The organism is Maritalea sp. S77, from assembly GCF_049801075.1.
GTDB lineage: Bacteria > Pseudomonadota > Alphaproteobacteria > Rhizobiales > Devosiaceae > Maritalea.
In genome coordinates, this window is sequence record NZ_JBNAGG010000001.1 from 1,376,606 (window position 1) to 1,390,410 (window position 13,805).

The window sequence follows — 13,805 nt, forward strand, 5'->3', positions numbered from 1 at the left end:
GATAATTTGAGCAAAATCCGCAATACTTCAGAAAACAATTTATGATGGAAAAGCTAAACTTATCTTAAAAAACGGCGCCAATGCGTAGCAAAGGCGCCGTGAATACTCACAGTAAAGAAGCGGTGCACTTTAAGTCAAAGCGCCAATAACTGCTTCGATCTTCTTTTTCATCGTGCCGGCATCAAACGGTTTGATGACATAATTATTTACGCCGCAGGCGATGGCTTCTTTCACCTGTTCTTTGTCACCCCGACCCGTTGCCATGATAAACGGCATCTTATTGGTTTTGGGATGTTTGCGAATAACTTTCAGCAGAGTGAGCCCATCAACGTCGTCCATGTTCCAATCTGAAATGATCAGATCCACATTTGCCGACTCCAATTTGGTGAGCGCATCACGACCGGACTTGGCTTCAATCACGGTTTTGAAGCCGAGTTGATTCAAGATAAACTTACAGATCCCGCGCATGGATTGCTGATCATCAACAATCAAAACGGTCAAAGAACTGGCTTTAGGCATACGCTTGGGCCTCTGACATATTCTTAGTTAACTTTAATTCAAATCGCATCATAAACGTCAAACCGTTACTAAGTTCTCAACTCACGCTTACGCAGCGTCACGTTTTGCTTCCAAAGCAGAAATAAGTTTGGATGCGATAACCTCAATTTTGGCCTCTTCTTGCACCGCGCCGATATTTTTGGCGGCACCGGGCATGCCATAAATCAGGGCAGAAGACTGCGACTGACCGACGGTGTACGCACCGGCATTGCGCATTTCAAGCAGGCCTTGCGCCCCATCCTTGCCCATGCCCGTGAGAATTGCGCCAACAGCGTAAGCCCCCACTTGCTGTGCAACAGAATTGAACAACACGTCCACTGATGGGCGATGTCCAGACACCACTTCATCTGCACCAATGCGGCACTTAAGCTGGCCAGAACTATATTCAACCCGCAAATGTGCGCCACCAGGTGCGATGTAAGCATGGCCCGGCTTAACGATTTCACGGTCGGTCGCCTCAAGTACGGTTAGACCGCTGACTTCGTTCAAGCGCGCTGCAAACCGCTCAGTAAAGCCCGGCGGCATATGCTGGGCGATCACGACAGGCGGACAATCTTTCGGCAGGCCGGATAAAACGGTTTTGATGGCTTCCACGCCGCCAGTTGACGCGCCAATGGCGATCAATGCTTTGCGGGAGGAATTGACTTTGGTCGGCACAGGTGCCCGCGCAGCGGGTGCGCCAGCAGGCCGACGCTCCATGGCGCGACCACGCACATCTGATTGCGACGCTGCGATCACTTTTTCGCGCACTTCGCGACCAAACTGCTCAAGGCCACCTTCCAAATCGTGCCCCGGCTTGGCGACAAAATCGACGGCGCCGAGTTCAAGTGCCAGCAAAGTTTCCTGCGCGCCCTTTTGCGTAAGGGTCGAAATCATCACCACCGGCGTTGGCCGCAAGCGCATGATCTTTTCCAAGAACGCCAAACCGTTCATGTTGGGCATTTCAATATCAAGTGTCACCACGTCTGGATTGAGCGTCTTGATTTTGCCGCGTGCGTCCATCGGGTCACACGCCGTTCCCACCACATGAATATTCGGGTCTTCGCTAAGCAGTGTTTGCAACACGCTGCGGATAAGGGCGGAATCGTCAACGATTAGTACTTTGATCATGCTGCGCTCCGGGAGGCCGGTTCGTTTTTAGGTTTATAGATGGTCTTGCCCACCAGCTGGAATTTCTCGGAAACTGAGTTCAGATTTTCAGAATGGCCGATATATAGATAGCCATGCGGCGCCAGTAATTCGCCCATACGGGTGAACATGCGCTCTTGCGTTGGCTTGTTGAAATAGATGGCAACGTTGCGACAGAAAATGGCGTCAAACGGCCCTTTCATTGGCCAATCATTCATCAAGTTAAGCGGCTTAAAGGCAATCGCTTGGCGGATGAAATCTGGAATCTGCACATCGCCATTGCCCAGCGGTTCAAAGAATTTTGATCGCTCTGGGCTCAGGCCCGCAAGATCGTTTTCTTTATAGATCCCCATTTGGGCGCGGCGCACCACATCGGTATCAATGTCTGTCGCTAGAATGCGCATGTCCCAGCTTTTGAGCTGTGGAAAGGCATTATAAAGCGCCATGGCAATTGTATATGGCTCCTGCCCGGTGGAACATCCAGCGGACCAGAAACGCAAACGCTTTGCTGACTTGATTTTTGGATCTTCCAACAATTTGCCCACATGTTCCACCAAATGATCAAAATGGTGATCTTCGCGATAGAACCGCGTCAGGTTGGTGGTCAAGGCATTGATAAATTCTTGAACATCTTCGGCAGAGGCGCCGCGGTCCAAAAAGTCAATGTACTCGGAAAAGGTATTTAGATTTAGCCGACGCACAATCTTTGACAGTCGTGAAACCACAAGCGTGCGCTTTGCATCACTCATCGAGATGCCCGCGAGTTTGTAGACTTTATTTCTTACCGCTTCAAATTCGCGATCTGACAAGGAGATCTCACCATTATCCATACTGGTCACAGCCTCATTTCCCCTGACTTTGCATCATAAGATGCAAAAACAGCCCGTTAATTGGTGGACGTACCGTTGGTCGGCATACGCCTTCGAGCCAAGTATGGCGGATCACACCCTTAAATTTGGTAAATGTGCACCGCCACGCGAGAAGCAAAATTAACGGGAAAAGAAAATGGCGAATGACTCACTGTTTTCGCCTGCTCTATTCCTTGCACAAACGTAAACATTATTGGTTAATAACTGGTTTTAATGGCGACAGCTGCACGAAAAAGGGCGCGACCAATGCGCGCCCAAATATCTTTTAATTCCAATGAATTGATGCTGTTTAGAACAATTCGATATCGTCGTGTGCCACAGCTGGCTTGTTGGCCTTGGAAATTTCTTCCTTAATCAATGAATCGTTGACCGAGCTATCGAGGTGTTTCACGAACACTTTGCCTGCCACCGGCTGGAAAACGACGCGGCGCGCATAGGTACCGCCTAAATCTTCAGCAGCAGCTTTATATCCTTCCGCCGACAGGAAGCCGCGCACGAATGCAGCGTTCTTCGCGCCAACATCGTCCATTTTTTGATTGATGTTGCCACCACCAAAAACTTTGATTTCAAGTTGATCGCGTTGGCCAGACCCTTGGGTCAGCACTTTGTTGATCAGTTCTTCCATCGCGTAGGCACCATAACGCGCGCTTTCGCCATATCGATCGCGGGAACTATCCGACTGCACACCCAACAAAAGGTGGTTCATGCCGCCGACGCCAGTCAATTTATCTCGCACACATGCGGCAACACAGGAGCCCAGTACGGTTGAAAACGCAACATTGGCATCTTTGGTGACATGACAGTCGCCCTGATGCACTTGCTGGGTAGATCCTGCGGGTATATCTCTTGGCGATCTTGCGCTCGGGTTCACTACACTCACCTGAAATAATCGTTTTCACAAATCTACACGCTAAATTGTTAGTGAACTGCTAACCTAAACTGAAACTTTCAGATTTTTTTGGGCGAAGGGGCAAGCACTGGTTAGGAAATGCGGGTTAGGCTGAAGGTCTTAAAAATCGGGGGGATAGCGTATGTCCTTGGCGAAACTGGCCATTGAGTTAGAAGAAACAGCCCGTCAAACGGCAGAGATGGTGGACCGTGTTAATGACGGACTTGCCGTGCTGATGGACGACAGCGTGGGCTGCAAAAATGCGCGCGACGAAGCCATTCGAAAAATCATTGTTGGCTTGCAAATGCAAGATCGAGTGCAGCAACGTTGCGATAATATGGCAGGCGCCGCACGACGCATGGCGGAAATGGTTGAAATCGCAGATCGTGTGGAAGCAGAAGATGTTTGGGCGGGGCTAACTTTGGACGAGTTGCGCAAGCCAAACCTTTCCGGTGTTGCACAACGCAATAATGACGATATCGAGTTGTTCTAAACCAACAACTCTTTCATCATCTTTTCAAAGAAAAAGCCCGGCAAAAATGCCGGGCTTTTCTTTTGTCATTTTGACGTTGCGGCGCTTAGGACTCTTCACCTGTGCTGCCAACAACAGTGTCTAAATCGATCAGACCCACCATGCGGTTATCGTGAGTGATGATGCCATTGAGCAATTCTGCATCCATGTTTTCGCCCTCAGGCACATTGTGGATGTCATCACGCTGAATGGTCAAAATGTCGGACACAGCGTCCACCAAGATACCGATCCATTTATCACCAACAGAAAGAACAACCACCACGTGATTTTTTGTTACTTCTGTTTTGCCTTCACCAAAACGGGCGCGCAAATCAAAGATTGGCACGATTGTGCCGCGCAAATTGATTACACCGCGAACATATTCGCGGGTGTTTGGCAAAGGTGTTGCACCATTCCATGCGCGAATTTCACGAACGGTAGTGATCTCAACACCGTAAACTTGTTCGCCAATTGAAAAGGCGATCAATTGAATTGAATTCGCACCGCCAGGCTCGTGGCCGTTTTCGCTGACTTCAATTGCTTCCATATTCAGTCTCCATTTGTGCCGTTAGGCGGCGTTTCGATGGTTTGGTCCTGCTTTGAGGCCCTGTACATCGACAATCAACGCCACTTGGCCATCACCAAGGATTGTGCCACCAGCTATGCCGTCGATACGCTCATAGTTTTCCTCTAAACTCTTAATAACTACTTGCTGCTGGCCAATAATTTCATCTACAACTAACGCAATCTTACTAGAACCGTCGGCTTCGCACAGAACCACAAAGCGATCTTGCTCATCCGCTGTGGTGTGCATCGCAAATCTTGTTGCCAAATCAGCAACTTGCACATATTCGCCACGAATAGACAGCAAACGTGCGCCGCTTGGGGTTTTGCCAAAGTCTGCTTTGCCAGCCTGAATTGTTTCTACAATTGAGGAGAGCGGCACAACATATGGGCAGCCTGCAACGCTTACCAACATCACATCAAGCACAGCCAAAGTGAGCGGCAAACGCAATGTCATGCGGGTACCGCGACCTGGATTTGACCGTACCTGCACGGAACCACCGATTTTCTTGATGTTGGACAACACCACATCCATGCCCACACCGCGACCAGAAATATCTGACACTTCAGTGGCTGTGGAGAAGCCTGGTGCAAAGATCAAATTGTCGATCTGCTCGTCGGTTGGTGTTTGCTCTGGCGCCACAACACCACGCTCTTTGGCAATAGCCAAGACGCGTTCGCGGTTGATACCTGCACCATCATCTTCAACGATGATCAAAATGTTGCCGCCGGCTTGTTCAGCAGAGAGGCGAATTGTACCTTGCTCTGGCTTGCCTGCCGCGGTGCGTTTTTCGACAGTTTCAACACCGTGGTCGGCCGAATTCCGGATCATATGAGTCAGCGGATCTGACAATTGCTCGATCACAGTCTTATCGATCTCGGTCTGCTCACCGACCATCTCAAGCTTGATCTTTTTACCTGTTTTCGACGCCAACTCACGTACCAAACGCGGCATGCGAGAGAATACTGATTTCACCGGCTGCGCCCGAATGGCCATCACGCTATCTTGCAGACCACGTGTTGTTTGTGCCAGCACCTCAATGCCGCGCACCAATTCTTGATATTTTTCGCGCAGTGTTTCGTCCATTTGCTGGGTCAGCATGGACTGGGTAATCACCAATTCACCCACCATGTTCACCACCCGATCAACCTTGTCCAGATCCACACGAATGGATTGAACTGGCGCTTTTTCTGGCGCTTTCGGCACGGCAGGTGCTTTTGCAGCCGCTGGCGGCATCGCAGGCGCAGGATCAGATGTTTGCTCGGTCTCAGCTTTCGCCTCTGCCGGTTTTGCAGCGGGTGCTGTTGCTTTTTCAGCCTCAAGTAGATCTGCAAGCGAAGTATCGCTTTCTTCCACTTTATCTGTCTTTTCAGCCATAGGCTCTACCGTTTCAGCTGGAGGTGTCGGCGCAACGTCAGATGCTTCCGTTGCGACCGGTGTTTCGTCTGCGCTTTCGCCCAGACCTTCCACACCGAGTTCGCCAGCCAACGCGGCAAAGCTCACATCGTCACCCGCCTCTGCAACATCATCGTCGGTCGCTGGCGTCATATCTTCTGGTGCAACAACCAATTTGGCTGTGGCCGAGATATCGCCAACAAGATGCGCGGCTTGTTGCTCTGAAATGCCGCCTGGAGGGGTAATTTCAATCTCGCAATCGCCCTCAACAAATTCAAAGACTTCGCGAATACGCTCTTCGGTTACATCGTCGCCCTGAAGGAAAATCTTCCAAGAACAATAAGGCTGAAACGGCTCAAAATCTTGTAATGGCGGGATGTCGCGCAGCTCGGCGCGCACCACGGTGTCGCCAATAATTGACATTTCGCGGAACAAGAGCAGCGGATCATTTGCGCGCTCGTAAAGGGCTGGCAACGGGTTGAAGGACACAAGCCAACAATCGGAGATTGGCATCTCGGTCAAATCGTCGTCGCCCGCGTCATCAACCACCACATCGTCGGAAATGTCATCATTTTCGAAAACCACGTCAGCATTGGCAATTTCTTCGGCCAAAGCTTCTTCGTCGCTGTCGTCAACATTGTCCATCAATGCAGCATTCAATTCATCTTCAAGCGGTGCTTCTTCAAACTCGTCAGCTTCTTCAGCTACGTTCACCATGACTGGTGTAAATTCGATATCGAAATCTTCGGGCTCGTCTTCGCCATCGCCTTCGGCGGCATCAGGATTGCACAATTGGTCGAACTGGCGCTTCTCGTCCGCACCATAGTCCGCACCGAGCTCGCGGTTTTCTTGCGCCGCGGTCACGAAATCGGCAACCAAGTCAATTGAGCGAATGCAGAGCGTGGTCACATCCTCTGTGAGCTCAACGCGGCCATCGCGCACATAGTCGAGCAACGTTTCAAAGGAGTGGGCGAACCCCACCAAGCCTTGGAAACCAAACGCCCCAGCGCCGCCTTTGATTGAGTGAATTGCGCGAAAAACAGCATTAAGGCGCTCAGTATCCTGATCACCTTCTTCAATCGCAACAAATTGTTCCTCAAGCTCAATCAAAAGCTCGGAACACTCATCAAAATACGTGGCTTTAAACTCGTCTAGTTCACTCATGACCTACCCAGCCCTGTTACAATACTAATTAGTGGCTGACCTTCTTGATTACGCTCAGCAACTTGTCCGGATCAAAAGGCTTCACGATCCAACCGGTGCCGCCTGCGGCGCGCCCTTGGTCTCGCTTGTCTTGGCTTGTTTCTGTCGTCAAAATAAGGATCGGCAGACTTTGATACTTGCCAGAAGCCCGGACATTTTTGATAAATTCTATGCCGTCCATAATCGGCATATTGATATCAGTGATCACCACATCAACTGGCTCATTTTGCAAAACGTCTAGGCCTTCCTGGCCATTCTCGGCTTGCAAAACCTCATACCCGGCCCCAGCAAGCGTGTGCTGAAGCATGGCGAGGATGGTGCGGGAATCATCAACCGTGAGTACACGCATAAACCGACTATCCTTTCATAAATGGTTCAAATGCGTCTTCGAGTCCGAGTGTTGAGACTGCACTTGCAAAATGTTCACTTGGCGCGGAGAGGCGCAATTCGTAATTATGCTGTCTGGCAGCTTCGCCAGCACTGAGCAGCATAAATAAAGCGCTTGTGGATACGCGTTCTACATTAGAAAGTTCAATCTCAAGACTGCCGGCATTAAGCGCATCCAGCATCTCTTCGCGCATATTGTCGACAACGCCAGTGTCAGCCACAGCGGGCATTTCGATTGTCTTTAATTGAGCGTCGGCCATTCTAGCCTGTCCCCCATACACACGATTCAATTCAGGGCAGTTTCGCTGCTAACTATTTAAGATTTCCTAACCATATGGCGATTATGCGAAATTATTTTATGATTTGCGCCGAATACTGGGGCTTCTCAAAGTCAGTTTGAAAGTAAAAATCCAAACTGTTCTGTTGGCACTTCGCCAATGCTGGATGGTTGCCATTTTGGCTGATTGTCTTTGTCCACCAACACTGCCCGTACACCTTCAGCAAAATCTGGCGCCCCGACAATGACGCGCGCCAATTCGCTTTCCAGCGCAAATTGCGCCGCAAGGCTGTCGATTGTTTGCGAGCGATGGACCAGCAGGAATGAGGCTACAATGGAAGTTGGGCTCCCAGCCAACAAGTCAGCATATAGTTTTTGCGCCCACTCGTCGGTCGCCTCGCCCAAATGTGCCAGCAAAGTGCCAAGGTCCTTTTCTTCAAAAATGCGCTGATGCTTATCTGCCCATTCAATAAAGGGCGCGTGCGGTGATGGCTGACCGATTTCGGCAGCTCTTTGTTTGATGCAGTCCAGCGCATCGGGCATATCGGCACATTGCTCGATGTAAGCGGCCAAATTCTCCCACTCTTCCTCACCAATCAACTGATCGGACAGGTTCAACGCGATCGCGTCGGCAGGCGAAATCATGTCGCCAGTCAACAAGAAGGCAACCCGTTGATGGAGTGGCGCAGCCTTGACCAAATGATTGACTGCAACGTCAGTAAAGAAGCCAATAGATTTTTCCGGCATGGCGAAGCGCGCACCTTCACGCACCAAACGCAGTTGGGCATGACCTGACAAGCCTATTCCGCCGCCCATCACAATGCCATGCTGCAACGACACAACAGGAATTTTTGAATTGGCGATGCGCTGATAAAGGGCATATTCACGATCAAAGAATGCGGTTGCGCCCTTTACGCCATTTTCCATAAGTGCCACGCGCACGGCCTTCACATCACCACCTGCGCAAAAGCCTTTTTCGCCATTTCCGGACAGCATGATTAGATCAGCAGTTGGCTTGCTTTCCCACTCATCAAGCTTGGTGGAAATCGCGTCAATCATATCGAGGTCAAGCGAGTTTAGGGCCTTGGGCCGATTTAGTTTGATCTCGTAGGGTTGCCCGCCTGAACCAAAATGTACTTTTTGATCTGACATCATTTTCCGCCCTTGTTATTCATTCAAGCTAGAGTTTATCTTTCAAACAACGGGAATAAACTCAGAAAGTAAAGATATGACGATCTTACGCACCGAAGCTGACCTTGAGACAATTTATGGCACTTGCTCGGAGGCATCGCTGGTTAAAGAGATCGACTTTCTCTCTCCCGGTTATCAGGCTTTTGTTACCCACTCACCCTTTGCCATTCTCACCACTGCTGGCCCCGAAGGCACCGATGCGAGCCCAAGGGGTGACAAGGCAGGTTTTGTGCGCATTGAAACGCCACGCACACTTTTGATGCCAGATCGGCGGGGCAATAACCGGATTGATAGTTTGCGCAATATTGTGCGCGATCCCCGCTGCAGCTTCATGTTTATGGTGCCCGGCAACAGCAATGTTTTGCGCGTGAACGGACGTGCTGAAATTGATGTTGATCCTGAACTTTGCGCCAGCTTCGAAATGGAAGGCAAAGCTCCCCGCAGTGTCATCCGGTTACAAGTGGAAAAAGCCTATTTCCAATGCGCCCGTGCCATTATGCGTGCCGATCTTTGGGGAGAGATTGAAACCCTGCCAGACCTTCCCACCCCCGGACAAATGATGAAAGAGATCACCGAGGGCGCATTTGATGGCGACCAATATGATCAAGAATGGCCAGAGCGCGCAAAAACCAGCATGTGGTGAGCCGAGCTGGGTAGGTCCAGTACCGATCTCATAGGTCTCATTTAAACAAGCTTTCACTTCCTTTATTGGAGCTAAAACACCTCGAAGGTAAGTATAACTGACCTACCCTAAGTGCTGCAGAGAAAAATTTTTCACAGGCATGAATCTAAAGCGATAATTGATCAATCAATACAAGTGTTCATTAAAAAACTCTTGGAATCCGGCAGATAATTGGCTGGACCAATTTTTCTCTTCTTGAAAATGCCGCAACTAAATTGATCAAACCAATTCATCATCATAAATTTATTCTTGAAAAACCCCGAAAGTTCGCTACGCTCACTAAAAAATAAAAAGAAGAGCTGGGGGGAAGAGCGATTAAGCCGGTATTAGATGTTACTGACTTAAGAACTGTATTTCATACTCAAGATGGCACAGTGCACGCTGTAAACGGCATTAGTTTTTATCTTGAGGAAGGTGAGTTATTAAGCGTAGTTGGAGAGAGCGGCTCTGGTAAGAGTGTGACCATGATGTCGCTTCTGAAGTTGTTACCCATGCCACCTGCAGAAATTGTTGCAGGCACGGTCGATTTTGACGGCAAAGACCTCCTTAAATTAGAACCCGAAGCATTACGCCAAGTTCGCGGCGGCGATATTGGATTTATCTTCCAAGATCCCATGACTTCACTGAACCCTGTGTTCAAAGTCGGCTTTCAAATCATGGAGCCACTAAAAGAACATTTGGGACTTTCCGACAAAGAAGCGCACAAGCGCGCTGTTGAGCTTTTAGAGCTGGTGGGTATCCCCAGCGCGGCTGATCGGCTGGATGATTATCCGCACCAGTTTTCTGGCGGCATGCGCCAGCGGGTGATGATCGCCATTGCACTGGCTTGCGACCCGAAAATTTTGATTGCCGACGAGCCGACCACCGCTTTGGATGTGACCATTCAGGCGCAGATCATCGAGCTGGTTAAACAGCTGCGTGAAAAGCTCGGCATGGCCATTGTGTGGATCACCCACGATCTAGGCGTGGCGGCTGGCATCTCGGACCGGATCATGGTGATGTATGCGGGCTTTGTGGTGGAGCACGCCAAGGTGAAAGACCTTTATAAGCGCCCGCTTCACCCTTACACACGCGCCCTATTGGCAACGCTGCCGACAGATGATGAAGAAGGCGAAGATCGGCTTCAATCTATTTCCGGCCTCCCCCCGTCACTTCACGAATATCCCAATTCCTGCCCCTTTGCGCCGCGCTGCGAACATGCCTTCGACCGGTGCCAAAAGGAAAATCCTTTGTTGATGGAAATGGGCGATGGCCACCAAGTGGCCTGCTGGTGGGATGTTGAAGAGGGAGCGCCCCGATGACCAAACATGATCAAGTGTTGGTGAAAGCCGATAATGTGAAAGTGCACTTCCCGATCCATAAAGGGATTTTGCGCAAGCAAGTTGGCTCAGTGAAGGCCGTTGACGGTTTGAGCTTTGAAATCCGCAAGGGCGAAACTCTTGGCCTTGTGGGCGAAAGTGGCTGTGGCAAATCTACAGCGGGCCGCGCCATGTTGCGCCTATATGAATTGACCGAGGGGCAGTTGGATTTTGAGGGCGTTGATATTGCCAGCCTTGATCCCAAAGCCTTGCGCGAAATGCGCCCGCGCATGCAGATGATTTTCCAAGACCCGCAAGCCTGTTTGAACCCGCGCATGACGGTTGGGTCAATCATTGCCGAGCCACTGGACGAGCACACCAATCTTTCGACCGCCGAAAAGCGCGAGAAGGTGAAAGAGCTGCTGGACGCGGTGGGCATGAACCGAGATTATGTGAACCGCTATCCGCACGAATTTTCCGGCGGCCAGCGGCAGCGGATCGGCATTGCTCGCGCATTGGCGCTGGATCCAGATTTTATTGTTTGTGACGAACCCATTGCCGCGCTGGATGTATCAATCCAAGCGCAGGTGGTGAACTTGTTGCAAGATATTCAGGAGCGGATGGGACTGACCTATTTGTTCATTTCGCATGATTTGAGCATGGTACGCCACATCGCAGACCGCGTTGCGGTGATGTATCTGGGCAAAATTGTTGAGCTCGCAGAAAAGCGTGATCTCTATAAATCGCCCAAACATCCCTACACCCAAGCGCTGCTTTCTGCGGTGCCTGTGCCCGATCCTGAATTGGAAGCCAAGCGAGAACATATTGTTCTTAAAGGCGATGTGCCAAGCCCGGCCAATCCACCAAAGGGCTGCAATTTTTGCACGCGCTGTCCGATTGCGATTGAAAAATGTCGCATTGAGGAACCGGAACTGCGCGAGCTGAAAAAGGGCCAGTTTGTGGCCTGCCATCTGGCAGAGTGATCTGCCAGTTTTCATTTCTGGCCGGCTTGCCGGTCGGGGAAATCCCCAGCTTTCGGGCTGGGCGTTCGTCGCCTTCAGAATAACAAAAAAGAAGGCGCGAGCTCTTAACCAGGAGGAAATAATGCGTAAACTTAAAACTCTGATTATGGCTACTGCTGCGGCGTCTACGTTCGCAACAGCTGCTTTGGCAGAGCGCGGTTCTGATGGAAACCTCAATATTGCTTATTGGCAAGCGGTTTCGATTTTGAACCCATATCTGTCTGGCGGCACCAAGGACATCGAAGCTTCGTCTTTGATCTTGGATCCTTTGGCAAACTATCGCCCTGACGGTTCTATGGAGCCTGCTTTGGCAACAGAAATCCCAACCATTGAAAATGGCGGCGTTTCTGAAGATTTGCGGTCTATCACTTGGAAGTTGCGGGATGACGTTGTTTGGTCAGACGGCACACCGTTTACAGCAGCTGACGTTGTGTTCTCAGCAAATTACTGCTTGGACCCAGAAGGCGGCTGTAACGCAGCATCAAACTTTGCTGATGTTGAAAGCGTGGAAGCCCTTGACGATCACACTGTGAAAATCAACTTCGCAGTGGCTAAGCCATTCCCATATGGTCCATTTGTGGGCGCAACTGCACCTGTGATCCAAGAAGCTCAGTTTAAAGAGTGTATGGGCGCAAAAGCTCCAGAATGTACTGAAGCCAACTTTGGCCCAATCGGCACAGGCCCGTTTGTTGTCGACGAGTTCCGCGCGAACGACGTTGTGACCTATAAAGCCAACGACAATTACCGTGACCCAGCGCAGCCTGCATTTGCAACTGTTGTGTTGAAAGGTGGCGGCGACAGCGCAGCGACAACACGTTCAGTGCTTGAAACTGGCGAGTTCGACTATGCTTGGAACGTACAAGTTGAGCCTGAAGTGCTTGACCAAATGATGGCTGCTGGTAAAGGCGAAATCATTTCTGCGTTTGGTACATCTGTTGAACGTTTGATGGTGCAATTGACCAACCCAGATCCATCTTTGGGCGACAAGCGCGCAACTGTTGAAGGCGGGCCCCACCCGTTCTTGAGCGACATCAATGTGCGTAAAGCATTGTCTATGGCAATCGATCGCGAGATTTTGGTAGAAGTGGGCTATGGCCCTAACGGTCAGGTTACATGTAACGTTTTGCCTGCGCCTGAAATTTATGCCTCAACCGCAAATGATGCGTGTAAAACACAAGATGTTGAAGGCGCCAAAGCACTTCTTGACGAAGCTGGCTGGGTGCCAGGTTCTGATGGCGTGCGTGAAAAAGACGGCGTACGCTTGTCAATTCTATACCAAACATCCACCAACTCTGTTCGCCAAGGCACACAAGCTTTGATCAAGCAGATGTGGCAGGAAATTGGTGTTGAAACTGAATTGCGCAACATCGACGCTGGCGTGTTCTTCGGTGGTGACCAATCTTCACCAGATACATTCCAGAAGTTCTTTGCTGACATCGAAATGTACACCAACAACTTCGATGGCACTGACCCTGAAGCCTATATGGGCAACTGGGTATGTTCAGAAATCCCATCTCCTTCAAACCAGTGGATCGGCAACAACATGCCGCGCTATTGCTCTGAAGAGTACAACGCTTTGAGCGCTGAAATGGGCAAAACTGCTTCAATCGAAAAGCGGTCTGAGCTGGCGAAGAAAATGAACGACATGCTGATGCAGGAATATGTGATTATTCCATTGATCCACCGTGGTCGCGTATCTGCAGCGTCTAACACACTTGGCAATGTTGTACTGAACCCATGGGATTCAGAATTGGCATTCGCTGAAGAGTGGACACGCGTTGAATAAGCAAACTTGTGGGGCGCGCTTGGCGCGCTCCACCTTCCCAAATT

At 50.3% G+C, this 13,805-nt stretch carries 14 protein-coding genes; 5 read left to right on the forward strand and 9 right to left on the reverse strand.

Annotated elements, in window-relative coordinates:
* Positions 1–129: 129 nt before the first annotated feature.
* From ACP15Y_RS06615 to ACP15Y_RS06630, 4 genes are all read right to left on the reverse strand, one after another.
* Positions 130–519, reverse strand: a complete 390-nt coding sequence (locus ACP15Y_RS06615; RefSeq protein ID WP_424982211.1) for a response regulator — start codon at positions 517–519, stop codon at positions 130–132.
* Positions 520–606: 87 nt separating this feature from the next.
* Positions 607–1,668, reverse strand: coding sequence for a protein-glutamate methylesterase/protein-glutamine glutaminase (locus tag ACP15Y_RS06620; protein WP_424982213.1), 1,062 nt, complete (start codon positions 1,666–1,668; stop codon positions 607–609).
* Entirely contained in the window at positions 1,665–2,516 is an 852-nt protein-coding gene (locus ACP15Y_RS06625) for a CheR family methyltransferase (RefSeq protein WP_424982472.1), read from the reverse strand. The genes ACP15Y_RS06620 and ACP15Y_RS06625 overlap by 4 nt, the downstream gene beginning before the upstream one ends.
* A 328-nt stretch (positions 2,517–2,844) precedes the next feature.
* On the reverse strand, positions 2,845–3,426 hold the full coding sequence (locus tag ACP15Y_RS06630) for a hypothetical protein (RefSeq protein ID WP_424982214.1): 582 nt from the start codon (positions 3,424–3,426) through the stop codon (positions 2,845–2,847).
* 160 nt (positions 3,427–3,586) lie between these two features.
* On the opposite strand from ACP15Y_RS06630, the gene ACP15Y_RS06635 reads away from it, so the two are divergent.
* Positions 3,587–3,937: a hypothetical protein gene (locus ACP15Y_RS06635; protein ID WP_424982215.1), complete on the forward strand. Its 351-nt coding sequence runs from the start codon at positions 3,587–3,589 to the stop codon at positions 3,935–3,937.
* 85 nt (positions 3,938–4,022) lie between these two features.
* Here the strand turns inward: ACP15Y_RS06635 and ACP15Y_RS06640 are convergent, their stop codons facing one another.
* The 5 genes from ACP15Y_RS06640 to ACP15Y_RS06660 all read right to left on the reverse strand — a co-directional run bounded on the left by ACP15Y_RS06640 (position 4,023) and on the right by ACP15Y_RS06660 (position 8,934).
* Entirely contained in the window at positions 4,023–4,502 is a 480-nt protein-coding gene (locus tag ACP15Y_RS06640) for a chemotaxis protein CheW (RefSeq protein ID WP_424982216.1), read from the reverse strand.
* Between the two features lie 21 nt (positions 4,503–4,523).
* Positions 4,524–7,079: a chemotaxis protein CheW gene (locus ACP15Y_RS06645; RefSeq protein WP_424982217.1), complete on the reverse strand. Its 2,556-nt coding sequence runs from the start codon at positions 7,077–7,079 to the stop codon at positions 4,524–4,526.
* Positions 7,080–7,107: 28 nt separating this feature from the next.
* On the reverse strand, positions 7,108–7,467 hold the full coding sequence (locus ACP15Y_RS06650; RefSeq protein ID WP_424982218.1) for a response regulator: 360 nt from the start codon (positions 7,465–7,467) through the stop codon (positions 7,108–7,110).
* Between the two features lie 7 nt (positions 7,468–7,474).
* Entirely contained in the window at positions 7,475–7,765 is a 291-nt protein-coding gene (locus tag ACP15Y_RS06655; RefSeq protein WP_424982219.1) for an STAS domain-containing protein, read from the reverse strand.
* Positions 7,766–7,896: 131 nt separating this feature from the next.
* A complete protein-coding gene (locus tag ACP15Y_RS06660; protein WP_424982220.1) occupies positions 7,897–8,934 on the reverse strand; it encodes an enoyl-CoA hydratase/isomerase family protein in 1,038 nt (345 codons plus the stop codon).
* 76 nt (positions 8,935–9,010) lie between these two features.
* On the opposite strand from ACP15Y_RS06660, the gene ACP15Y_RS06665 reads away from it, so the two are divergent.
* The 4 genes from ACP15Y_RS06665 (at position 9,011) to ACP15Y_RS06680 (ending at position 13,761) form a co-directional block, all read left to right on the forward strand.
* Positions 9,011–9,616 carry a pyridoxamine 5'-phosphate oxidase family protein gene (locus ACP15Y_RS06665; RefSeq protein ID WP_424982221.1) on the forward strand — a complete coding sequence of 202 codons (606 nt, stop codon included), beginning with the start codon at positions 9,011–9,013 and terminating at the stop codon, positions 9,614–9,616.
* 338 nt (positions 9,617–9,954) lie between these two features.
* A complete protein-coding gene (locus tag ACP15Y_RS06670) occupies positions 9,955–10,956 on the forward strand; it encodes an ABC transporter ATP-binding protein (protein ID WP_424982473.1) in 1,002 nt (333 codons plus the stop codon).
* On the forward strand, positions 10,953–11,936 hold the full coding sequence (locus tag ACP15Y_RS06675; RefSeq protein ID WP_424982222.1) for an ABC transporter ATP-binding protein: 984 nt from the start codon (positions 10,953–10,955) through the stop codon (positions 11,934–11,936). The genes ACP15Y_RS06670 and ACP15Y_RS06675 overlap by 4 nt, the downstream gene beginning before the upstream one ends.
* 121 nt (positions 11,937–12,057) lie before the next feature.
* Entirely contained in the window at positions 12,058–13,761 is a 1,704-nt protein-coding gene (locus ACP15Y_RS06680) for a peptide ABC transporter substrate-binding protein (RefSeq protein WP_424982223.1), read from the forward strand.
* The last annotated feature ends 44 nt before the right edge of the window (positions 13,762–13,805 follow it).

Coding starts and splice junctions, on each gene's coding strand:
- ACP15Y_RS06620 (WP_424982213.1), bottom strand. CDS start 1,668: ATGATCAAAGTACTAATCGTTGACGATTCCGCCCTTATCCGCAGCGTG.
- ACP15Y_RS06675 (WP_424982222.1), top strand. CDS start 10,953: ATGACCAAACATGATCAAGTGTTGGTGAAAGCCGATAATGTGAAAGTG.
- ACP15Y_RS06650 (WP_424982218.1), bottom strand. CDS start 7,467: ATGCGTGTACTCACGGTTGATGATTCCCGCACCATCCTCGCCATGCTT.
- ACP15Y_RS06615 (WP_424982211.1), bottom strand. CDS start 519: ATGCCTAAAGCCAGTTCTTTGACCGTTTTGATTGTTGATGATCAGCAA.
- ACP15Y_RS06665 (WP_424982221.1), top strand. CDS start 9,011: ATGACGATCTTACGCACCGAAGCTGACCTTGAGACAATTTATGGCACT.
- ACP15Y_RS06625 (WP_424982472.1), bottom strand. CDS start 2,516: ATGGATAATGGTGAGATCTCCTTGTCAGATCGCGAATTTGAAGCGGTA.
- ACP15Y_RS06660 (WP_424982220.1), bottom strand. CDS start 8,934: ATGTCAGATCAAAAAGTACATTTTGGTTCAGGCGGGCAACCCTACGAG.
- ACP15Y_RS06680 (WP_424982223.1), top strand. CDS start 12,058: ATGCGTAAACTTAAAACTCTGATTATGGCTACTGCTGCGGCGTCTACG.
- ACP15Y_RS06640 (WP_424982216.1), bottom strand. CDS start 4,502: ATGGAAGCAATTGAAGTCAGCGAAAACGGCCACGAGCCTGGCGGTGCG.
- ACP15Y_RS06645 (WP_424982217.1), bottom strand. CDS start 7,079: ATGAGTGAACTAGACGAGTTTAAAGCCACGTATTTTGATGAGTGTTCC.
- ACP15Y_RS06635 (WP_424982215.1), top strand. CDS start 3,587: ATGTCCTTGGCGAAACTGGCCATTGAGTTAGAAGAAACAGCCCGTCAA.
- ACP15Y_RS06655 (WP_424982219.1), bottom strand. CDS start 7,765: ATGGCCGACGCTCAATTAAAGACAATCGAAATGCCCGCTGTGGCTGAC.